This window comes from Pseudomonas sp. SWRI50 (assembly GCF_014269095.1).
GTDB classification, from domain to species: Bacteria; Pseudomonadota; Gammaproteobacteria; order Pseudomonadales; family Pseudomonadaceae; genus Aquipseudomonas; species Aquipseudomonas kermanshahensis.
In genome coordinates this window covers 1-20629 of sequence record NZ_JABWRW010000041.1, presented here as the reverse complement: position 1 = coordinate 20629, position 20629 = coordinate 1, and the positions used below count along the sequence as shown (strand labels likewise).

At 61.1% G+C, this 20629-nt stretch carries 19 protein-coding genes; 13 read left to right on the top strand and 6 right to left on the bottom strand.

What is annotated here, in order from left to right; translation table 11 throughout:
- Positions 1-195: 195 nt before the first annotated feature.
- Positions 196-1047, bottom strand: coding sequence for a DUF6515 family protein (locus HU750_RS26450; protein ID WP_186683285.1), 852 nt, complete (start codon positions 1045-1047; stop codon positions 196-198).
- Positions 1048-1444: 397 nt separating this feature from the next.
- Here HU750_RS26450 and HU750_RS26445 point away from each other — a divergent pair, with 397 nt between their 5' ends.
- Both HU750_RS26445 and HU750_RS26440 read left to right on the top strand, forming a co-directional pair.
- Positions 1445-1921, top strand: coding sequence for an Lrp/AsnC family transcriptional regulator (locus tag HU750_RS26445; protein WP_003249795.1), 477 nt, complete (start codon positions 1445-1447; stop codon positions 1919-1921).
- 53 nt (positions 1922-1974) lie between these two features.
- A complete protein-coding gene (locus HU750_RS26440) occupies positions 1975-2178 on the top strand; it encodes a DUF2788 domain-containing protein (protein ID WP_027592638.1) in 204 nt (67 codons plus the stop codon).
- A gap of 115 nt (positions 2179-2293) precedes the next feature.
- Here the strand turns inward: HU750_RS26440 and HU750_RS26435 are convergent, their stop codons facing one another.
- The 3 genes from HU750_RS26435 to HU750_RS26425 form a co-directional block, all read right to left on the bottom strand.
- The gene (locus tag HU750_RS26435; protein ID WP_225935675.1) at positions 2294-2929 is read right to left on the bottom strand and encodes a pseudouridine synthase; all 636 of its coding nucleotides are present in this window, start codon (positions 2927-2929) and stop codon (positions 2294-2296) included.
- Between the two features lie 6 nt (positions 2930-2935).
- Positions 2936-4399 carry an AMP nucleosidase gene (gene amn, locus HU750_RS26430; RefSeq protein WP_027592636.1) on the bottom strand — a complete coding sequence of 488 codons (1464 nt, stop codon included), beginning with the start codon at positions 4397-4399 and terminating at the stop codon, positions 2936-2938.
- A 71-nt stretch (positions 4400-4470) separates the two neighbouring features.
- Complete coding sequence (locus HU750_RS26425; protein WP_186683283.1) at positions 4471-6123, bottom strand: acyl-CoA dehydrogenase family protein; 1653 nt, start codon at positions 6121-6123, stop codon at positions 4471-4473.
- A 232-nt stretch (positions 6124-6355) separates the two neighbouring features.
- On the opposite strand from HU750_RS26425, the gene HU750_RS26420 reads away from it, so the two are divergent.
- The 3 genes from HU750_RS26420 to HU750_RS26410 all read left to right on the top strand — a co-directional run bounded on the left by HU750_RS26420 (position 6356) and on the right by HU750_RS26410 (position 9243).
- Positions 6356-7774, top strand: a complete 1419-nt coding sequence (locus HU750_RS26420) for a PAAR domain-containing protein (protein WP_186683281.1) — start codon at positions 6356-6358, stop codon at positions 7772-7774.
- 1 nt (position 7775) lies between these two features.
- The gene (locus HU750_RS26415; protein ID WP_186683279.1) at positions 7776-8186 is read left to right on the top strand and encodes a hypothetical protein; all 411 of its coding nucleotides are present in this window, start codon (positions 7776-7778) and stop codon (positions 8184-8186) included.
- A gap of 433 nt (positions 8187-8619) precedes the next feature.
- Positions 8620-9243, top strand: a complete 624-nt coding sequence (locus HU750_RS26410; protein ID WP_186683277.1) for a hypothetical protein — start codon at positions 8620-8622, stop codon at positions 9241-9243.
- Between the two features lie 1037 nt (positions 9244-10280).
- Here the strand turns inward: HU750_RS26410 and HU750_RS26405 are convergent.
- Entirely contained in the window at positions 10281-12269 is a 1989-nt protein-coding gene (locus HU750_RS26405) for a sensor histidine kinase (RefSeq protein ID WP_186683275.1), read from the bottom strand.
- Between the two features lie 265 nt (positions 12270-12534).
- On the opposite strand from HU750_RS26405, the gene HU750_RS26400 reads away from it, so the two are divergent.
- The 4 genes from HU750_RS26400 to HU750_RS26385 all read left to right on the top strand — a co-directional run bounded on the left by HU750_RS26400 (position 12535) and on the right by HU750_RS26385 (position 16005).
- On the top strand, positions 12535-13332 hold the full coding sequence (locus HU750_RS26400; RefSeq protein ID WP_085272375.1) for a hydroxymethylpyrimidine/phosphomethylpyrimidine kinase: 798 nt from the start codon (positions 12535-12537) through the stop codon (positions 13330-13332).
- Positions 13333-13346: 14 nt separating this feature from the next.
- Entirely contained in the window at positions 13347-13970 is a 624-nt protein-coding gene (gene thiE / locus HU750_RS26395) for a thiamine phosphate synthase (RefSeq protein WP_099455386.1), read from the top strand.
- A gap of 17 nt (positions 13971-13987) precedes the next feature.
- Entirely contained in the window at positions 13988-15271 is a 1284-nt protein-coding gene (gene hemL / locus HU750_RS26390) for a glutamate-1-semialdehyde 2,1-aminomutase (RefSeq protein WP_085272346.1), read from the top strand.
- A gap of 188 nt (positions 15272-15459) precedes the next feature.
- Positions 15460-16005: a tetratricopeptide repeat protein gene (locus tag HU750_RS26385; protein WP_027592628.1), complete on the top strand. Its 546-nt coding sequence runs from the start codon at positions 15460-15462 to the stop codon at positions 16003-16005.
- A gap of 6 nt (positions 16006-16011) precedes the next feature.
- Here the strand turns inward: HU750_RS26385 and HU750_RS26380 are convergent, their stop codons facing one another.
- Positions 16012-16338 carry a DUF1820 family protein gene (locus HU750_RS26380; protein WP_027592627.1) on the bottom strand — a complete coding sequence of 109 codons (327 nt, stop codon included), beginning with the start codon at positions 16336-16338 and terminating at the stop codon, positions 16012-16014.
- Between the two features lie 250 nt (positions 16339-16588).
- On the opposite strand from HU750_RS26380, the gene HU750_RS26375 reads away from it, so the two are divergent.
- The 4 genes from HU750_RS26375 to lnt are packed head-to-tail and all read left to right on the top strand — an operon-like array spanning position 16589 to position 20444.
- On the top strand, positions 16589-17587 hold the full coding sequence (locus HU750_RS26375; protein ID WP_027592626.1) for a PhoH family protein: 999 nt from the start codon (positions 16589-16591) through the stop codon (positions 17585-17587).
- Positions 17580-18053 (top strand): rRNA maturation RNase YbeY, encoded by a 474-nt coding sequence (gene ybeY, locus HU750_RS26370; protein WP_027592625.1) that lies wholly within the window; start codon positions 17580-17582, stop codon positions 18051-18053. Before HU750_RS26375 ends, ybeY begins: the two co-directional genes overlap by 8 nt.
- Positions 18054-18078: 25 nt before the next feature.
- Positions 18079-18918 (top strand): CorC family transporter, encoded by an 840-nt coding sequence (locus tag HU750_RS26365; protein WP_027592624.1) that lies wholly within the window; start codon positions 18079-18081, stop codon positions 18916-18918.
- An 8-nt stretch (positions 18919-18926) separates the two neighbouring features.
- Positions 18927-20444 (top strand): apolipoprotein N-acyltransferase, encoded by a 1518-nt coding sequence (gene lnt, locus HU750_RS26360; protein ID WP_186683273.1) that lies wholly within the window; start codon positions 18927-18929, stop codon positions 20442-20444.
- Positions 20445-20629: the final 185 nt, after the last annotated feature.

The window sequence follows — 20629 nt, the reverse complement described above, 5'->3', positions numbered from 1 at the left end:
GCAACTCGCTTACTAACTTTGTTCTCTGCTCGACAACGCGGTCCAAAGGGCTGGCTGATTTCCCAGAGGATGGAATGCCCTCAGAAATTTGAACAAGACAGTTGCTCCCACCCGAACTGTGTAGCCTCAAAGCCTAGCGCCGCACCTGTGGGAGCCGGCTTGCCGGCGATAGGGCCTGATCATTCAGCGACAATTTCAGTTGATGCTGTAACCCCGCCCGCTGAAACAAGCCCCCAGCGCACGCCGGTAGGTATCGGTCACATTCAACGGGGGTGCATAGGCCGCCGTCGCTGGGTCAAAGCCTGACTGGGTCACCGCCCAGCGGTGGCACTGGTAGCGGTCCTGTTCCTGCTGTTCCTGCCCCTGGCCATACATCGGATAAGCCACCACATCATAGCCACCCCCTGCCGGCGCCATTGGCGCAGGCGCGGGTGCAACCATCGGCGGGTTCACCACCACATACTCGCGGCTGTCCGCCAGGTACTGGTAATAGGTATCGGCTACCAGGAAGAACAGCGCCCCACCCAGCCAAACCTCACGCGCATACGCCGGCAGGTACTCCACCCGCGCACCATAAGGCGGTGCCACGACGATGTAGCTGCCGCCGTGCGGTCGATACCAATAGCCGCCCGAATAGAAGTAGTCGTGCCCGCGGTAAGGCACCTTCCAGTAGCGATCCGGGAAGCGGTCGATGGTCTGCCCTGGGCGATACTGCGGCCCTGGCCCCCAGCCATTGCCATGGCCGTCCGGGCGCCCCTGCCAGTCACCGCCCGGCCGCTGCCCCGGCCCACCGGCTTGCCAATAGCGGTTATCGCCATTGTGCCGGGGGATGTCCTGGTAATAGCCCTGGCGCGGTGGCTGGGTCTGGCGTACTTCGTCGCGCGAGTTGAGCGGGGAGCGGCCCGCGGCAGCGCCGTTCGGGTCCTGTGGCCCGTTGCCGCCATGGCCCCCGCCATGCCCCTCATCAGGCCCCTGCGCCACAGCGCCAAGGCTGATGCTCAACGTAACCAAACCAACACCTGCCCACTGCCAGATGCGCGACTTCATGGTGCCCCTCTCGATCAAAATGACTGCAGCCGCTGCCAGTCTACCGCGCCGGCCACACCGGCAACTTAAAATCGCGGACATGAAAAAAGGGAGGCCGTTGGGCCTCCCTTTGGGAATTGTCGTCCGTGCTCGGCACTTGTGGCGCCGGCTCACCTCACGCCGTCTTCTGGACGGTGTGTAGCCCGGGGGCCTGGCGGATCCTGTTGGATGGCTGGGCCGCGACCGCTCGCCTAGAGCGCGTCGCCGTGGACTGATGTCCGGGCAGTGATTCTGTGGATAAAGATACCGGGCAGAGGGCGACAGAGGATTGCGAAGATTGCTCAGATAAATAGCACTTGCGCAATTTTTCACCTTAGATTGATAATTCACCGCAATCTGAACAGAAAAGGCATATTCCATGAGCAAACTTGACCGCTACGACCTGAGCATCCTCGCCGAACTGCAGCGCGATGCGCGCATTTCCAACCAGGAGCTGGCCGAACGCATCGGCTTGTCGCCTTCGCCGTGCTCGCGTCGGGTCAAACAACTCGAGGACGACGGCTACATCTCGCGCCAGGTTGCCCTGCTCGATCGCAAGAAGCTGGGGTTGAGCCTGACCGCCTATGTACTGATCGGCATGGACCGCCACACCCCAGAGCGCTTCGAGACCTTCGAGGCCGCCATCCGCAACTTACCCCAGGTGCTCGAATGCAGCCTGGTCACCGGTATGGACGCCGACTACCAGCTCAAGGTGGTGGTACCGGACATGGACCACTATCAGAAATTGCTACTCGGCAGCCTGACCCGCATCGAAGGCGTCACCAGCGTGCGTTCGAGCTTCGTGCTGAACCAGGTACTGGCCAGTACCGAGCTTCCATTGACCCACCTGCGTTGAATACTTCATCGCCCGGCGTATGATCGAGCGCTCAGCCTGCCTGGAGAACACTGATGGATCCCGCCGTATTCGAAGAATGGATGATGATCATCCTCGTCACCGTGTTGATCGGTTTCATGGGCTTTATCGTCTGGGACCTGGCGAAAAAGTCCAAGGCCGGGCGGTTTGGCACCCTGATCCTGTTCTTCGTGCTGGGGCTTGGGGTACTGGCCTTTATCATCAAGAGCGTGGTGGTGGCGTTTCTGGAAGGGGTATAACAGCCGGGCATGGGCCAGGGACCTGTGGGAGCTGGCTTGCCAGCGATGAGGCCGGAACAAGCACCACAAGACAGTTGCTCCCACAGAGACTTGAGCAGGCTTCGAGGTTTCCCAGTTATCTCGGTAGCTTGGCTGGCACTTCGCGCCAACAGCCTTGGTCCAGCCCGTCCAGCGCCCAGTCGCCAATCCGCACCCGCACCAGGCGTAAGGTCGGCAACCCCACCGCCGCCGTCATCCGCCGCACCTGGCGGTTGCGCCCTTCGCGAATCACCAGCTCCAGCCAATGGGTCGGCACGCTCTTGCGAAAACGTACCGGCGGGTTGCGCGGCCACAGTTCAGGCTCATCCAGGCGGCGGGCCTCGGCCGGCAAGGTCGGGCCGTCATTGAGCATCACCCCCTCGCGCAGGCGTTGCAGCTGCTCGTCGCTCGGCTCACCTTCCACTTGTACCCAGTAAGTCTTGGCCAGCTTGTGCTTGGGGTCGGCGATGCGCGCCTGCAGGCCGCCATGGTTGGTCAGCAGCAACAGGCCTTCACTGTCGCGGTCCAGGCGCCCGGCCGGGTAAACACCCGGGATGTCGATGAAGTCCTTGAGGGTCGCGCGCCCTTCGCCATCGCTGAACTGGGTCAGCACGTCGAACGGCTTGTTGAACAGGATCAGGCGCGGCTCGGCCGGCGGCGCCTTGGGCTGGCGACGCGGGTCGGCAGGCCGCGCCTGAGGGCGGCGCGGCTTGGTACGGGGTGGCAGGGGCATGGATCCTCAGCGGAACGGCGGCTCATCGAAGCTGCGCAGTTTACGCGAGTGCAACGAATTGAGCTCGGTACGTAGCAGGTCGAGGGCGGCAATGCCGATCTTCAAATGCTGGCTGACCGCCCGGTTGTAGAACGCGTTGGCCGAGCCTGGCAGCTTGATCTCGCTGTGCAGCGGCTTGTCGGAGACACACAGCAACGTGCCATACGGCACCCGCAACCGGTAGCCTTGGGCGGCAATGGTGCCACTCTCCATGTCCACCGCCACCGCACGTGACAGGTTGATCAATGGCCGCTCCTGGGCCCAGCGCAGTTCCCAGTTACGGTCGTCGTAGGTCAACACAGTGCCGGTGCGCAGGCGCTTTTTCAGCTGTTCGCCGCGCTCACCGGTCACCTGTGCTGCCGCCTCCTGCAAGGCCATCTGCACCTCGGCCAGGGCCGGGATCGGAATGTTTGGCGGCACCACACGGTCAAGAATGCCGTCGCGCCGCATGTACGCGTGCGCCAGCACATAGTCACCGATGGTCTGCGACTGACGCAGGCCGCCGCAGTGGCCGATCATCAGCCAGCAGTGCGGGCGAAGCACGGCCAGGTGGTCGGTGATGTTCTTGGCATTGGAAGGGCCGACGCCGATGTTGACCAAGGTCACGCCGTCGCCATCGGCGGCGATCAAGTGGTAGGCCGGCATCTGGTAACGGTGCCAGACCACGCTGGCCACCAGGGCCTGGGTTTCGCCATGGTCCATACCCTTTTCGATCACCACGTTGCCCGGCAGCACCATGCGCACGAAACGCGGGTCGTCACGCAGTTGCTCAAGGCCATGGCTGATGAACTGGTCGACATAGCGGTGGTAGTTGGTCAGCAAAATCCACGGCTGTACATGCCGCCAGTCGCTGCCGGTGTAGTGCACCAGGCGACGCAGCGAGAAGTCGACACGCGCGGCATCGAACAACGCCAGCGGCAGGGTTTCGGTGCTGTCCCAGTCGTACAGGCCATCGGCGATATTGTCGGTGGCTGCAGACAGGTCAGTGCTGGGGAACACCCGTGCCAGCTGGGCGGCGGTGATGCCGCTGCCGGCCAGCTCGTCGCCCTGGTCGACCACGTAGGGGTACGGGATGTTCTGCTCGCTCACACCCACTTCCACTGTCACGGTGTAGTCGTGCATGAGCGGGCGCAGTTGCTCGAGCAGATAGCCACGGAACGCGGCTGGCTGGGTGACGGTGACGCTGTAGGTGCCGGCGACCTGGACCTTGGCGTAGGCACGCGTGGTGGCCGCGACCTCACCCTGGCTGTAATAGGTCAGGCGCAGCGCGGGATAACGGAACAGCCCGCGCTCGTCGGCATCGGGCTCGGTTCGGTCCTTGAGGTAGCGCTTGAGGGCTTGGCTGAGGGCACCGGTGGCCTGTTCATGCAGGGCCGCCAGACGGTCGACGGCCTGTTCTGGGGTATCAACGACTACAAAAGCGTGGCTCACACTGTGCTTCCTGTCTGGACATGCATGTGGACCATCTTGCCTGCCTTCGTGGGTAAATACACCCCCATTGATCAGTCTTGCCAGACCGGCGTGGCCCTTGCCACCAGCGCCTGCACATCCACACCCCGCGGCAGCGCGCCATAGGCCCGACCACCACCGGCCAGGCGGCTGCCGATGAACGCATCGCTAACCACCGCATTACCCGCCTCCAGCAGCAGCTTGGCCTGCAGCGCCAGTGCAATGTCCTCGGTCAGCTGACGGGCGCGGTACTGGATGTCGGTGGTGTCGGCGAACGCCCCCTTGAGGTTGCCAATGTGCGCAGCCAGCCGTGGGTCGCCATGGCCATCACCCAGCTCGGTGAACAGCGCGTCCAGCACCCCCGGCTCCTTGGACAAAGCCCGCAGCACGTCCAGGCATTGCACATTGCCCGAGCCTTCCCAGGTCGAGTTGACCGGTGCTTCGCGGTACAACCGCGGCAGGATGCTGTCTTCGACGTACCCGGCCCCGCCCAGGCATTCGGCGGCCTCGTTGATCATTGCCGGGGCACGCTTGCAGATCCAGTACTTGCCCACCGCGGTGACCAGCCGGGCAAAATGCGCCTGCTGCGGGTCATCGAGCTGCTCCAGGGCCTGCCCCATGCGCAGGCTCAGGGCCAGCGCCGCCTCGCTCTCCAGCGCCAGGTCGGCCAGCACGTTCTGCATCAGCGGCTGCTCGTTCAATACCCGGCCGCCGACCTTGCGGAACGCGCAATGATGGGCGGCCTGGGTGAGGGCCTGGCGCATCAGGGCACTGGAGCCGACCATGCAGTCGAAACGGGTCATGGCGACCATCTCGATAATGGTCGGCACACCCCGCCCTTCTTCACCCACCATCCACGCCAGGGCGCCCCGAAACTCGACTTCACTGGACGCATTGGAGCTATTACCCAGCTTGTTTTTCAAGCGCTGGATATAGAACTGGTTGCGGTTGTCATCCGGGCGATGGCGGGGCAACAGGAAGCAGCTCAGGCCTTTTTCGGTCTGGGCCAGGGTAAGAAAGGCATCGCACATCGGCGCCGAGCAAAACCACTTGTGCCCGACCAGTTCATACGCCTGGCCAGGGCCCGGCGCACCGACCGGGTAGGCGCGCGTGGTGTTGGCACGCACGTCGGTGCCGCCCTGCTTCTCAGTCATGGCCATGCCCAGGGTAACCCCGGTCTTGTGCCGGTCCCCGACGTTGCGCGGGTCATATTCGCAGGCCAGGATTTTCGGCAGCCAGTACTCGGCCAGTTCGGGCTGAAGGCGCAGCGCCGGCACGGCGGCGAAGGTCATGGTCAGCGGGCAGCCAGTGCCAGCTTCGGCCTGGCTGTGCAGGTAGGTCATCGAAGCCCGCGCTACGTGGGCACCGGCGCGGGGTTCTGCCCATGGCAGAGAAGGCAGACCGTGCTCGACGGCAGTGCGCATCAGCTCGTGGTAGGCCGGATGGAACTCGACCAAGTCAATACGATGGCCATAACGGTCGTGGCTGCTGAATTCGGGCTTGTGCGCGTTGGCCAAGAAGCCCGCAGCCATCAGCGGCCCACCGGCCAAGGCACCGTAGGCATCGATCCGCAACTCGGCCCAGCCAGCGCCAAAACGCCGCGACCACTCCTGCAAGGGTTGGTCAAGGCGGTACAGGTTGGCGCCGTCGAGGGACGGCGGCTGGTTGGTGACTTCGTGGGTTTCAGCGTACTGGTGCAGGTTCATTGGCAGCTCCTGGATCCGTGCAGGCCTGAAAGTCCCAGTGAAGCACTCCCTGGGGGTCAGTCAAAGTGACAAAAATGACTAATCGGGATGGCATTTGGCTGCGGCGGTGATTATCGGACGACATCCAAATCTGCATTTCGTGTAGGAGGCTTCCTAAACCATTCTTCCAGTGAAATGTGCCGTTTCCAGAGTGCTAGGTTCGGGCTTCCACCCTTTTAGGAAGCGTCGAACCATGAGCCAGCGTATGAACATCCTTGGCAAAGGCCAGGGACTCGACGGCGACCAGACCACCACAGGTGCCACCTGCATCGCCGGCCAGGCACGTGGGCGTGTACACGGGAGCGGCTGGCTGCTGGTGGGCGACAAAACAACACCCTGCCCACTCTGCGGTAACGAAGGGACCATCGTTGAAGGCGAACGTCGATGGAAGCAGGACGGGATACCGACCGCCGTGGATGGCGCACTGGTCCAGTGTGGCTGCCCCATAGGCAGCAATCGGGTAGTCGCGCCCATGCACCAGCGACCTCATCCCCGAAGTACATCAGTCACATTGCCCACACCTCAGGCTGCCTCTCAAACAAACAGCAGCACACCCACCCGTCATGCTAACCCGCCCGCAGCTGCCAGGCTGCCAGAGCTAGAGCTAGAGCCAGGCTTTTACATCATTCCACGCAGCATGTCGTACGACCAGGTGCTAACTAGGCTGAGTGATACACAATCGGTACTGCCGGATGCCATGTTGAAAAGGCTCAACCCGACTTATCAACAAGGCTTCAAAGCCGGCGAAATTTTCATTATCGGCGATCCACGGAACGGCCACGCCTGCACTCGCCAGGAAATGCACGCGATGAGTGCGGCGGAACTTGCACGTGAAGCCTTGGCAGAGCTGACACCCGAAGAAGCCAACTTCATGATGCGTCACCAGGCCGAGATTGCCGGTTTGCTTAGCGATGTAAGCCTGGCGATGGGGGTGAGCGAGGCGATGATGGCCAAATCGCTAGATGAACTAGGCACCACACTGCGCAATATCGAAAAGCTGCATCAGCAGCAGTTCTCGAAGCATGGACACCTGCGCAGCGCGGAGTTCTTCGCCGAGCGTAAAGAACTGTTCCGGCAACTGAATGCCAAGCTGAGGGTAAGTTATCTTAACAAGCGTATGGAGCTTGGTAGCTACGACACCCTGCGTCGAGGATTGGGGATATCCAGCCGGAGCCTTGTTCATCATTGGAGCAAAGCTGGAGCACCGGGGCAGATTCCGGGGTATTCAACCCACCTAGATAAGTTGGCAAGCATGTCGAAATACCTGAAAGCTGGGGGACATATAGGCATGGCGCTCGGCGGTGGTAGTTCACTGTTAAAAATCAAGGAGGCTTGCCGAGCAGGTGATACTGAGAGCTGCAAAAAAATCAGATTAAAAGAAACTGGAAATTTTTTGGGTGGGGTAGCAGGTGGCGTCATAACCGGAGCAATAGCCAGTAGGCTGGCTATCGTAGCTTGCGTGGGCTTTGGGCCCATTGGAGCAGCCGTTTGCAGTATTGCTATAACAGGTGCGGGATCAATGGCTGGTAGTGTGGGTGGAATGGCCGCCGGCGAAGAAGTCGGCGAGGTAGTCTTTGAAATCACAGAGCCAATGCGACCTCGGGACGAGTAGAATGGATATAATTCTAAAAATAGTAAACCACCCCTTCGCCTGGAAAATAGTCGCGCTACTGGCTCCTTGGCTCATGATATTCCTAGGGATATTCATGATTGCTAGGCTGGCCTGGACCAAAAACCTTGAAACCATGCTGACGTCACTGTCGAGCAGCTATTATCTGAATTCCATTACCACTCCCTTCAAATCTCTTGGATTGAAAGGACGATTCTGGCTCGCCTGCGCAATTGGCTGCCTGCTGAGCTGGCCAACCTATGCCATTCACATCCGCTTGAAAAAATTGGACAGGCGCGAGGTAGAAAACTTCCCTAAAAAACTAAAACGCCAACTAAAATCAGCCGAACTGTTGATGTTCGCTGGAGCAGCACTAGCATTTGCGAGCTATTTATACTTCAAGAAAGCGATGTAGCCCGATCAATGACGCTTTCGCATGCGGAATAGTGATTTCGTGCGCAGGTGCTTTGGCTAGTAGCGTTGCCGGCATGAAACATGGAGAATTAATCTTCGAGGACTCTGAAAATGATTGACCACCTTGACGTAAAACTAAGGCTATTGTTGTTAGGCACTCCTTTCTTCCTCGCCTTGGCCGGGCTTGTATCTGACCTTCACATCGCTTGCTCTAGTCAATATGCAAAAATGGCCAAAGCGCTCTCCCGGAGCAAATGCCTTTCCTATGCCGTCGCGCTTTGGGGTGAAAAAAATATACGCTCGAGGCTTTTGGTGATTTTTATGATCACTGGCGCCATTACATTCCCTAAGTCTAGCATCCGCAGAGGCATACTGGATGCACGAGACTACGATCAACTACCCAGCAATCTGAGAACACAATTAGTTGTCGCATCATGGACGAGCACCATCGGATTTACCTGGCTTACTATCAACTACTTTTTAATATAGCCACTGCAGAGAAAATACAATGCAGACTCCCGAGAAACGTCAAACCGTACTGCCAACTGCTTCGCCTTCAACGCCGAAACAAATTTAGCGCCCGTGAGATCGAGCGCCGCCCTCGCGGCGCTTCGCAGCACAATGCTGTTCCTATACACGGAACTGTCAGCGAAAACAATGAAACTACTTATGGCGACAACATCATGCTTCATGATCATGACCGGACTGGCACTTTATATCCGCTTGGCGCAACCCAAAACGCTGGAGACAATGATTTCTGCATTACCAAGCAGTTACTGGCTGAAATTGAATGTTGCCATATGGGGCAAACAAAGCCTTCGCTCACGACTACAGCTAATAGGAGTCGTATCAGCCGTATTATTCTGGCCAATAAAAAATCTGCATACCCGCCACAACAAACTAGACCCAAAAGATATCGACAAATTCCCGAAAAACTTAAAAAAACAGCTACTACTCTGCAATTATCTACTTTACCTAGGCGCAGCCTGCTTTGGTATAACTTACTTCATATACAGCTAGCACCACATAGGCAAAATTTCTTTGCCTGGAAGCGTTGACGGCATGAAACATGAATTAATCTTCAAGGACTCTGAAAGTGATTGATCACCTTGACGTAAAACTAAGGCTATTTTTGTTAGGCACTCCTATCTGCCTCGCCTTGATCGGGCATGTATCTGACGTTCACATCGCTTGCTCTCGCCAATATAAAGAAATGACCTCAGCACTCCAACGGAGCGCGTGTCTTCCATTTGCGACCGGCATGTGGGGAGAGAAAAAAATAGGTTCCAGAATTCTAGTTATTTCTGTAATCGCTGGCGCCATTGGATCCCCCGCTTCGAGCATTCGCAGCGGGCTACTGAATGAGCAAGATCACCTAGAATTCCCTAGGTATTTAAGAAGAAAAATACTCATTGCATCTTCGTTAAACACTATTGGAGTTGTCTGGGTAGCGGCATATTACCTAATGAAGCTGATAAAATGATAGACAAAACATATGATTTCAGTAGAAGGCACAATACCAAACCACAAACAAGCTTACGCGCCCAAAGACGCTAGTTGCGGATAAACCCACTCCCACACGGAGCGCGCATCTTTCAGTCTAAACATAACGCCTGTGGGAGCGGGTTCACCCGCGAAAGAGCCGGTACAGCCAGTAGAAGAGTCAATGCATCAAGCCCAACTCGGCATCATCCAGCAACGCCTTGGCCATGGCTCCCGTGCAGATATCGCAGGGGCAAGTCTTGAGAATGCATCAGGGCTGATAGGTGCTCGCCACAACACATTTAGCGCCTATGAGACCGAGCGCCGCCCGCGCGGCGCATCGCGAGCAACGCTCGCTCCTACGTTTGTTTCGGGCCAGTAACGCCTGTGGCAGGCGCGCGCGACCGCCTGGTGTGTACGACGCGATATAGAGCCATGCGCCAAGGCGTACGCGCGCAAAACCCACAGGAATAATTGGCCCGAAACAAACGTAGGAGCGAGCGTTGCTCGCGATGCGCCGCGCGGGCGGCGCTCGATTTCCCAGGCGCTAAACCTCCCGCGGCGGGCGCCTGTAGCCCCAAACGCGTCCTGCCCGCTATCGATACACCTACTACTAGAAGGAGCGACGCGTCTGCTGCAAGTGCGAAGGCAACTGCACCTGCGATATCGCGACTTTCATCGTCAGCTCGAACCGGCTCCCCAACCCGCGCGTAGAGTCATGCGACAGCGTGGCCCCCAGCAACTCGCCCATCTGCCTGCAAATCGACAAGCCGATCCCCAGCCCGCCATAACGCCGGGTCATGGAACCATCAACCTGGAAAAAACGCTGGTAAAGCGTGGCCTGGTCGAGATCATCAAAGCCGATGCCACTGTCGCTGACCGTAAAGGTAAGCGCCAGGTTGTCCGGCCCCAGGCGCTGGCCACGCACCTGCAGCATGACCCCGCCCTGATCGGTGAACTTCAGGCCGTTGTCCAGCAGGCAACCCAGGCAACGGGCCAGTTTTTGCGCATCGGTCAAGAGCGCGTCTGGCAGATCGGCAGGTATGTCCAGGCTCAGGTACAACCCTTTACCCAGCGCCTGGCCAGCGTGTGCGGCTCGCAAGCCTTGCAGCATGTTACGCAGGCTGAAGGGCGCGGCCTGCACACGCAAGCGGCCGCCCTGCAGCTCGGAGAGGGTGAGGATGTCGTCGACCATGTCCATCATGCTCTGCGCCGACGTGACCGCTGTGCGATGGTACTGGGCCATTTCGGCCTCCATCGGCAGGGTGTGCATCAGCTCAAGCGAGCCGATCACACCATTCATCGGGGTGCGCAGTTCATGGGTGACCGTGGCCAGGAACTCGTCCTTCAAGCGGTTGCTCCTGGCCAGTTGCAGGTTCAACTGCTCCAGGGTTCGACCGGTTTCACGCAGGGTCTGCGCCTGTTGCTCGCGCAGGCTGTTGATACGGTCGGCCAGCGCCAGCGACAGCAGCGCCACCTCCAGCGCCGAGCCCAACTGGCTGGCATACATCGTGATAAACACGTTCGGCAAGTAACCCAGCACCATCAAGGTGTTGACCAGCCCGCCCAGCAAAAACGCCGACCAGGCGATGATGAACCAGCGCGCCACCCGCAAACCGCGCGACCAGGCATACACGCCAGCGGCAAAGATGCTGACGGTGAACAGCAACGCCAGCACCGTGGCCATGCGCAGGGCGATGCCATACGGCATGCTCACGGCCAAGACCATCACCAAACCACCGCCCAGCATCAGCAGTTGCAACAACCGGTCGAAGCCACGGCTGATCTTGCCCAGTTGCAGAAAATGCCGGGCGAACTGGCAGCCGAATAAACCGGCAGCGCCAATGAACAAGGGCGTCGAGGCATTCGTCCACCAGGGGCTGTCCGGCCAGAAGTAGGCGACTCCCGCACCGTTCACCGAAACCTGATAAAGGCCGAACGAGGCGATGTAGAGGATGTAGTAGAGGTAGCTGACATCCCGCACGCTGAGGTAGATGAACAGGTTGTACACCAGCATCACCAGCAACACGCCGTAGATCATGCCCAGTACGTACAGGCGCGTGGGCTGGTCCTCCATGTAGGCCTCGGCCGACCATAGCGCCAGCGGCGCCTGCACCGAACCCTGGCTGTGCAAGCGCAAGTAGACGGTGGTCGCCTGGCCTGGGGGCAGCGGCAACTCGAACAGGTAGTTGTTCTGCCGGATCTGCCGGCTGGCGTAAGGCAAGGCGTCGCCCGTGCGCTGGGCCAGGCGGTAAGTACCGGTGCTGTCGGGCAGGTACAACTCGAGGTGATCCAGAGGTGGGTAGGCCAGTTCCAGCAGCCATTGGCGGGGGGGGGCAGTGGCCGACGGCAGGTAACGCAGGTCGATCTTCAACCAGAACACTGACGTGGAATAACCAGCGTTCAACACAGGCTCGTGATGGGCCCGAAAGTGCTTGGCGAACGTGGGCTCACTGACTTGGGCAATGCTGGTACTGCCATCAGGGTCTTCGAAGACCTGAAGGGTTTCGCCCAGCGGAAGATGGCGGGTAGCGTCGTCGAAGTCGACCGCAACGGCCAGCACGGGCAACAAGCCCAGAAGCACAATCAGCAAATAGCGCATACAGCCCCAGCATGGCCTGTCCGGTCGCGTCGCGGTTGCCTCCCATCCGTTTGAGACGACGTAATCCGGCAGAACCCGTTTGTCGAGTTATCCGAGCACTCTAGCATAGCTTTCCTACCTGGCAATCGGCCATCTCCAATTGCGACCAAAAGGCTCTAAATCAATACTTTCAGCAGAACAACACACCTGAATCTGACCGGTCGATCAGCAAAACTCGTTTGTAGGACGATCCCCACAAATGGGTTTGGTGGTAAGCTCGCCGCCCATGAATACCTACAGCTCCCGCCCCGTTGTCCTCTGTCTCTCCGGCCACGACCCCAGTGGCGGCGCCGGCTTGCAGGCAGATATCGAAGCCCTGATCGCCCAAGGCTGTCACGCCGCACCCGCGGTGACCGCCCTGACCGTCCAGGATACCGTCAATGTTTCCGACTTCCGCGTGCTCGACCGCGAGTGGGTGCTGGCCCAGGCCAACGCCGTGCTGGCTGACTCCACGGTAGCGGCCGTCAAGCTGGGCATGCTCGGTTCGATCGACATGGTCGACACCGTCGCCGAACTGCTTGCCGCCCACCCGCACCTGCCGCTGGTCTGCGACCCGGTCCTGCGTGCTGGTGGCGGTGGCCGCCTGGGCAAGGACGAAGTGGGCTACGCCGTGCGCGAACGCCTGCTGCCGCTGGCGACCATCGCCACGCCGAACCTGCCGGAAGCGCGCATTCTCGCCGAGCTGCCTGAAGGCACCGCCGACGAGTGTGCCGAGAAACTGTTGCCGTTCTGTAGACACCTGTTGATTACCGGGGGTCACGGCGACGAAGACGAAATCCACAACCGCCTGTACAGCCGCGATGGCCAACGCCTGACCTGGACCTGCCAACGCCTGCCAGGCAGCTACCACGGTTCCGGTTGCACCCTGGCCAGCGCCCTGGCCGGTCGACTGGCCCTGGGCGAAGCACTGCAAAGCGCTGTGCGCAGTGCCCTGGACTACACCTGGCGCACCCTGCGTGACGCCGAGCAACTGGGCAAGGGCCAGTACGTGCCGCGCCGCCTGCCCCTGGATTTCTGCTCCTGATACGAGGCTTTCAGATGAAGCTACGCGGTCTGTACGCAATCACCGACAGCCAGCTGCTCGCCGGCCGTTTTCTGTCCCATGTCGAAGCGGCCCTGGACGGCGGCGTGCGACTGTTGCAGTACCGCGACAAGAGTGACGACGCCGCGCGTCGCCTGCGCGAAGCCGAAGCCTTGAAGCAACTGTGCGAGCGCTACGACACCCAGCTGATCATCAACGACGACGCCGAACTGGCCGCGCGCCTGGGGGTCGGCGTGCACCTGGGCCAGACCGACGGCCCACTGACCCCGGCACGTGCGTTGCTGGGCCGCGACGCCATCATCGGCTCGACCTGCCACGCGCAGCTCGACCTGGCCCGCCAGGCCGCCAGCGAAGGCGCCAGCTACGTGGCCTTCGGTCGCTTTTTCAACTCCGTGACCAAGCCGGGCGCACCGGCCGCCAGCCTCGACCTGCTGGAACAGGCCCGCGCCCAGGTCAAGCTGCCGATCGCCGTGATCGGCGGCGTCACCCTCGACAACGCTGCCCCGTTGGTCGCCCATGGCGCCGACCTGCTGGCGGTGATCCACGGCCTGTTTGGTACCGATAGCGCGCAGGAAGTCACCCGCCGCGCCCGTGCCTTCAACGCCCTGTTCGCTTCCTGATTTCGAGAGAAGATCCCATGTCCCGTTCCGAAACCCTGTTCGCCCAAGCCCAGAAGCACATCCCGGGCGGCGTCAACTCGCCCGTCCGCGCGTTCAAGAGCGTTGGCGGCACGCCGCTGTTCTTCAAGCACGCCGAAGGCGCCTATGTCGTTGACGAAGACGACAAGCGCTACGTCGACTACGTGGGTTCCTGGGGCCCGATGATCCTCGGCCACGGCCACCCTGAAGTGCTCGACGCGGTGCGCAACCAGCTGCAACACGGCCTGTCCTACGGCGCCCCGACCGCCATGGAAACCGAGATGGCCGACCTGGTCTGCTCGCTCGTGCCGTCGATGGAAATGGTCCGCATGGTCAGCTCGGGCACCGAAGCCACCATGAGCGCCATCCGCCTGGCCCGTGGCTACACCGGCCGCGACGCCATCATCAAGTTCGAAGGCTGCTACCACGGCCACTCCGACAGCCTACTGGTGAAAGCCGGTTCGGGCCTTCTGACCCAGGGCGTGCCAAGCTCGGCGGGCGTGCCGGCGGACTTCGCCAAACACACCCTGACCCTGCCGTTCAACGACATTGCCGCGGTCGAAAAAACCCTGGCTGACGTCGGCCAGACCGTGGCGTGCATCATTGTCGAGCCGGTGGCCGGCAACATGAACTGCGTACCGCCAGCCCCGGGCTTCCTCGAAGGCCTGCGCGAGCAGTGCGACAAGCACGGCGTGGTGTTGATCTTCGACGAAGTGATGACCGGCTTCCGCGTCTCGCTGGGCGGCGCCCAAGGCTACTACGGCATCACCCCTGACCTGTCGACCTTCGGCAAGATCGTCGGCGGCGGCATGCCGGTCGGCTGCTTCGGCGGCAAGCGCGAAATCATGGGCTGCATCGCCCCGCTGGGCCCGGTCTACCAGGCCGGTACCCTGTCGGGCAACCCGCTGGCCATGGCCGCCGGCCTGACCACGCTGAAACTGATCAGCCGCCCAGGCTTCCACGCCGAACTGACCGATTTCACCAGCCGCATGCTCGACGGCCTGCAACAGCGTGCCGATGCCGCTGGCGTACCGTTCGTCACCACGCAGGCGGGTGCCATGTTCGGCCTGTACTTCAGCGGCGCCGATGACATCGTCACCTTCGACGACGTGATGGCCAGCGATGCGGATCGCTTCAAGCGCTTCTTCCACCTGATGCTCGACGGTGGCGTGTACCTGGCGCCGAGCGCGTTCGAGGCGGGCTTCACCTCCATCGCCCATGGCGACAAGGAGCTGCAGATCACCCTGGATGCGGCTGAAAAGGCCTTTGCTGCACTGAAGTAAATCGCCACATTTGCCCCTGTAGGAGCGCCCTTACAGCCCTTTCGCGACGTAAGGCCGCTCCTACACAATCAGCTGACTTCCCCAACCCGACAGAATTTCGCGTAAAACTTTGTAAGGTTGGCGCTGCTTATCCCATAATGTGCCACCAGAGACATTGGCCGCAGCTTTGCAGAGGTAAGTCGATCCCCATGAACCGCACCGGCCGCGCCCTGACCCTGGGCTGCCTGTTGCTTCTACAGCCCCTGCTGGCCCTGGCGGAGGGTGGTAACTCATTGCTGATTCCAGCGACGAGCCGCTGCACCCTGAATGTTCAGCCAGAAGACCTCGCCAATGCCCTCAAGGCCTGCGAGCAGACGGCGACGACGGGGGATGCCCAGGCGCAGTTCGAACTGGGCGAGTACTACTACACCCAGACGCCCAAAGACCTGAACAAGGCCCTGAACTGGTTTCAGCAGGCCTCGTTGCAAGGCCACGCCCAGGCACAATACCGGCTTGGCGCCATGTTCTTCCGCGGCGAAGGGGTCAAGGCCAACAACGTGCAGGCCTACATTCTGCTGAAGATGGCGGCGGTCAACGGCGCCGAAGATGCGCTGGACATGGCCGACGAAGTGACCGAGCAGATGCCCCGCGACGAGCTGGAACACGCGACCCAGGTGCTCGGCCAGATCTTCCGCAAGTACCTGCTTGAACTGCAGAACGCCGAAGGGCGCTCGCCGTTCTCGCCACTTCCCTGAAACGCCCTACTTCTCTGGCATCGGCATGGGGAACGGCATCACATTGCCGCCGCCCTTGGCCTCGCTGATCTTCGCCGTGCCCAAGCGCTCGACCTCGTCGATGCGCACGATCGAATGCATCGGCACGAAGCTGCGGATCACGCCCTCGAACTGGCTCTTGAGCTTCTCTTCACTGGGGTCGACCACCACCTGGGTGCGCTCGCCGAAGACGAACTCCTCGATTTCCAGGAAGCCCCACAGGTCGCTCTGGTAGATCTGCTTGGCATACATCTCGAAGACCTGCCCCTGGTTGAGGAAGATCACTTTATAGATGGCGGGTTCGCGTTTGCTCATGGTTGGCGGGATAACACATGCGTAAGAAAAGGTGCGCATCATAGCAGTGCCGGCCTCTTCGCGGGTAAACCCGCCCCCACAGGCTCTCCACCGGCCTTGAAACCTGCGCAGTACCTGTGGGAGCGGGTTCACCCGCGAACAGGCCAGAACAGGCCCTACATACCGTTGAACGTTTCAGTGCTTTCGCCACTGCCATTCAAGGGTTATTCTTGAGCTCACACCCATTGCCGTCGGGCGGCTAAAAACGACCTTGAACGCACCCATAGAACCTCATCGTTTCATCCTCGAACCTTTCGAGGCCCACCGTTTCGCCAACTTGTGCGGCCAGTTCGACGAGCACCTGCGCCTCATCGAGCAACGCCTGGCCATCGAGATCCGCAACCGCGGCAATCAGTTCGAACTGATCGGCGAACCCAAGACCACCTCCGCTGCCGAGCAACTGCTGCGCCGCCTCTACCGCGAGGCCAAGGCCACCGACTTGTCGCCAGAAACGGTCCACCTGTACCTGCAGGAATCGACCGTCGAGAACATCGACAACCCGGCGGTCAACGAGGTCAGCGTCTCGTTGCGCACGCGCAAGGGCAACATTCGCCCGCGCGGTGTCAACCAGCAGCGGTACGTCAAGGAAATCCTGGCCAACGACATCAACTTCGGCATCGGCCCGGCCGGTACCGGCAAGACGTACCTGGCCGTGGCCTGTGCCGTAGATGCCCTGGAGCGCGAGCAAGTGCGCCGCATCCTGCTGGTACGCCCGGCAGTCGAAGCGGGCGAAAAGCTCGGCTTCCTGCCCGGTGACCTGGCACAGAAGATCGACCCGTACCTGCGCCCGCTGTACGACGCCCTGTACGAAATGCTTGGCTTCGAACACGTGGCCAAGCTGATCGAGCGCCAGGTGATCGAGATCGCCCCGCTGGCCTACATGCGTGGCCGTACCCTGAACAACAGCTTCATCATCCTCGACGAAAGCCAGAACACCACGCTTGAGCAGATGAAGATGTTCCTCACCCGCATCGGCTTCGGCTCGACGGCGGTGATCACCGGTGACATCACCCAGGTCGACCTGCCCCGTGGCACGAAGTCGGGCCTGGCGCACGTGATCGAGGTGCTCCGGGACGTTCCGGGTATCAGCTTTACCCATTTCCAACCCAAAGATGTGGTTCGTCACCCACTGGTGCAACGCATCGTCGAGGCCTACGACCGCTTCGAAGGCCGTCAGGCCAAGCCAGAGGCACCCGGCAAAGATGCTTGAACTTGACTTGCAACGGGCCACGGACGCCGCCGCCCCTGACGATGCTGCCTTCCGCCGCTGGTGCGAGTTGGCCCTGCGCCAGCGCAGCGCCGACTCGGAGATGACCATCCGCCTGGTCGACGAAGCCGAAGGCCGCGAGCTGAACCACACCTACCGGCACAAGGACTACGCGACCAATGTGCTGTCGTTCCCGGCCGACGTGCCTGATGACCTGCTCGATATCCCCCTGCTGGGCGACCTGGTGATCTGCGTGGCGGTGGTCGAGCGCGAGGCCGCCGAACAGGGCAAAACCCTAGAGGCCCACTGGGCGCACCTGGTCATCCACGGCTGCCTGCACTTGCTCGGCTACGACCACATCGACGATGACGAAGCCGAGGAAATGGAAGCCCTGGAACGAGAATTGCTGGCAGAACTGGGTCACCCTGACCCGTATGCCGACGATGAAGACGAAACCATCACACACTGATACTGCAAGGATCACGAGAACCGCCATGAGCGAAGATCGATCGAGCAACGGGCAAAAGTCCTGGCTGGGTAAACTGACCCAGGCTTTTGCCCATGAGCCGAAAAACCGCCAGGAGCTCCTTGAGCTGCTGCGCGAAGCCCATCAGAACAAGCTGCTCGACAGCGAAGCGCTGACCATTGTCGAAGGCGCTATCCAGGTTGCTGACCTGCAGGTGCGCGACATCATGGTGCCGCGCTCGCAAATGATCAGCATCAAGGCCAGCCAATCGCCTCGCGAGTTCCTGCCGGCGGTGATCGACGCCGCGCACTCGCGCTACCCGGTGATCGGCGAAAGCCACGATGATGTGCTGGGCATCCTGCTCGCCAAGGACCTGCTGCCGCTGATCCTCAAAGAGAACGGCGACAGCTTCAACATCAAGGACCTGCTGCGCCCGGCCACCTTCGTGCCGGAGTCCAAGCGCCTGAACGTGCTGCTGCGCGAGTTCCGCGCCAACCATAACCACATGGCCGTCGTCATCGACGAATACGGCGGTGTGGCAGGCCTGGTGACCATCGAGGACGTGCTCGAACAGATCGTCGGTGACATCGAGGACGAACACGACGTCGAGGAAGACAGCTACATCAAGCCGCTGCCCAGCGGCGACTTCCTGGTCAAGGCGCTGACCCCGATCGAGAACTTCAACGAGTTCTTCGACAGCACCTTCTCCGATGACGAATTCGACACCGTGGGCGGCCTGGTGATGAGCGCGTTCGGGCACCTGCCCAAGCGCAACGAAACCACCGAGATCGGTGCCTACAAGTTCCGCATTCTCAATGCCGACAGCCGGCGGATTCACCTGCTGCGCCTGACACCGATCACCCGCTAAGGACAATCATGCGTTGGATCACCCGCCCCGGCTGGCCCGGTAACCTGCTGGCCATGGCGGCCGGCGCTTCCACCCTCCTGGCCCTGGCGCCGTTCGACATCTGGCCGCTGGCCCTGTTGTCCATCGCCCTGCTTTACCTTGGCCTGCGCGAGCTCAGCCCGCGCCAGGCCATGGGCCGCGGCTGGTGTTTCGGCTTTGGCCTGTACGGCGCCGGCACCTGGTGGATCTACGTCAGCATGAACACCTACGGCGGCGCTTCGCCGCTGCTGGCGATCCTGCTGCTGCTGGCGTTCTTCGCCGCCCTTGCCTGGTTCTTCGCCCTGCCCACGTGGCTGTGGGCGCGCTGGCTGCGGCGCAACGAGGCGCCGCTGGCCGATGCCTTGTGCTTCGCTGCCCTGTGGCTGTTGCAAGAGGCCTTCCGGGGCTGGTTCCTGACCGGCTTCCCCTGGCTTTATGCGGGCTACAGCCAGCTCGATGGCCCCTTGGCGGGCTTGGCGCCGCTAGGCGGCGTGTGGCTGATTTCCTTCACCCTGGCGCTTAGCGCTGCCTTGCTGTGCAACCTGCATCGGCTACGCGCCCGGCCCTCGTTCCTGGCCGTCGCCGGCGTGCTGTTGCTGGGCCCCTGGGTACTGGGCATGGCCCTCAAGGGGCACGCCTGGACCAAGCCTGCGGGTGATCCACTCAAAGTGGCCGCCATCCAAGGCAACGTCGAGCAAGAGGTGAAATGGGACCCGGCGCACATCGACGCACAGCTGGCGCTGTACCGCGACATGACCTTCACCTCGAAGCCCGTAGACCTGTTGATCTGGCCCGAAACCGCGGTCCCGGTGCTCAAGGACCAGGCCCAAGGCTACATCGACGTGATGGGCCGCTTTGCCGCCGAGCGGCATTCGGCGCTGATCACCGGCGTCCCCGTACGTGAGGTGGTGCACCACCAGCGCCGCTATTACAACGGCATCACCGTGACCGGCGAAGGCGACGGCACCTACCTCAAGCAGAAACTGGTACCGTTTGGCGAGTATGTGCCGCTGCAAGACATGCTGCGTGGCGCGATCGAGTTCTTCAACCTGCCCATGTCGGACTTCGCCCGGGGCCCCGAAGACCAGCCGCTGCTGCAGGCCAAGGGTTACCAGATTGCGCCGTATATCTGCTACGAGGTTGTCTACCCGGAGTTCGCGGCGAGCCTGGCGGCGCGCAGCGACCTGCTGCTGACCATCAGCAACGACACCTGGTTCGGCACCTCCATCGGCCCCCTGCAACACCTGCAGATGGCGCAGATGCGGGCACTGGAAGCCGGCCGCTGGATGATCCGCGCCACCAACAACGGCATAACCGCGCTGATCGACCCGTTCGGGCGCATTACCACGCAAATTCCGCAGTTCCAGCAGGCGGTGCTGTATGGCGAGGTGGTGCCGATGCAGCAGTTGACGCCTTACCTGCAGTGGCGCTCGTGGCCGCTGGCGATCCTCTGTGTGGTGTTGCTGGGCTGGGCGTTGCTGGCCGGGCGCATCGCCAAGACCGTTTGAGTTCTCTTGCACCGGCCTCTTCGCGGGTAAACCCGCTCCCACAAGCACCATTGCTCCAGGGCGCAGTTGCAAAGTGGACTGCCCCCAAGAAGTTGGACACCAATCCAACCCTTGGGGGATCTATGGGCAAGTACACCGAGCAGTTCAAGCTCAAGGCGATTGCAGCCTACCTTGATGGCAGCCAC

Bases quoted from the DNA above. Each gene is read 5' to 3' on its own strand.
- HU750_RS26450 (WP_186683285.1), bottom strand. From the start codon at position 1,047: ATGAAGTCGCGCATCTGGCAGTGGGCAGGTGTTGGTTTGGTTACGTTG.
- HU750_RS26445 (WP_003249795.1), top strand. From the start codon at position 1,445: ATGAGCAAACTTGACCGCTACGACCTGAGCATCCTCGCCGAACTGCAG.
- HU750_RS26440 (WP_027592638.1), top strand. From the start codon at position 1,975: ATGGATCCCGCCGTATTCGAAGAATGGATGATGATCATCCTCGTCACC.
- HU750_RS26435 (WP_225935675.1), bottom strand. From the start codon at position 2,929: ATGCCCCTGCCACCCCGTACCAAGCCGCGCCGCCCTCAGGCGCGGCCT.
- HU750_RS26425 (WP_186683283.1), bottom strand. From the start codon at position 6,123: ATGAACCTGCACCAGTACGCTGAAACCCACGAAGTCACCAACCAGCCG.
- HU750_RS26420 (WP_186683281.1), top strand. From the start codon at position 6,356: ATGAGCCAGCGTATGAACATCCTTGGCAAAGGCCAGGGACTCGACGGC.
- HU750_RS26415 (WP_186683279.1), top strand. From the start codon at position 7,776: ATGGATATAATTCTAAAAATAGTAAACCACCCCTTCGCCTGGAAAATA.
- HU750_RS26410 (WP_186683277.1), top strand. From the start codon at position 8,620: ATGGACGAGCACCATCGGATTTACCTGGCTTACTATCAACTACTTTTT.
- HU750_RS26405 (WP_186683275.1), bottom strand. From the start codon at position 12,269: ATGCGCTATTTGCTGATTGTGCTTCTGGGCTTGTTGCCCGTGCTGGCC.
- HU750_RS26400 (WP_085272375.1), top strand. From the start codon at position 12,535: ATGAATACCTACAGCTCCCGCCCCGTTGTCCTCTGTCTCTCCGGCCAC.
- thiE (WP_099455386.1), top strand. From the start codon at position 13,347: ATGAAGCTACGCGGTCTGTACGCAATCACCGACAGCCAGCTGCTCGCC.
- hemL (WP_085272346.1), top strand. From the start codon at position 13,988: ATGTCCCGTTCCGAAACCCTGTTCGCCCAAGCCCAGAAGCACATCCCG.
- HU750_RS26385 (WP_027592628.1), top strand. From the start codon at position 15,460: ATGAACCGCACCGGCCGCGCCCTGACCCTGGGCTGCCTGTTGCTTCTA.
- HU750_RS26380 (WP_027592627.1), bottom strand. From the start codon at position 16,338: ATGAGCAAACGCGAACCCGCCATCTATAAAGTGATCTTCCTCAACCAG.
- ybeY (WP_027592625.1), top strand. From the start codon at position 17,580: ATGCTTGAACTTGACTTGCAACGGGCCACGGACGCCGCCGCCCCTGAC.
- HU750_RS26365 (WP_027592624.1), top strand. From the start codon at position 18,079: ATGAGCGAAGATCGATCGAGCAACGGGCAAAAGTCCTGGCTGGGTAAA.
- lnt (WP_186683273.1), top strand. From the start codon at position 18,927: ATGCGTTGGATCACCCGCCCCGGCTGGCCCGGTAACCTGCTGGCCATG.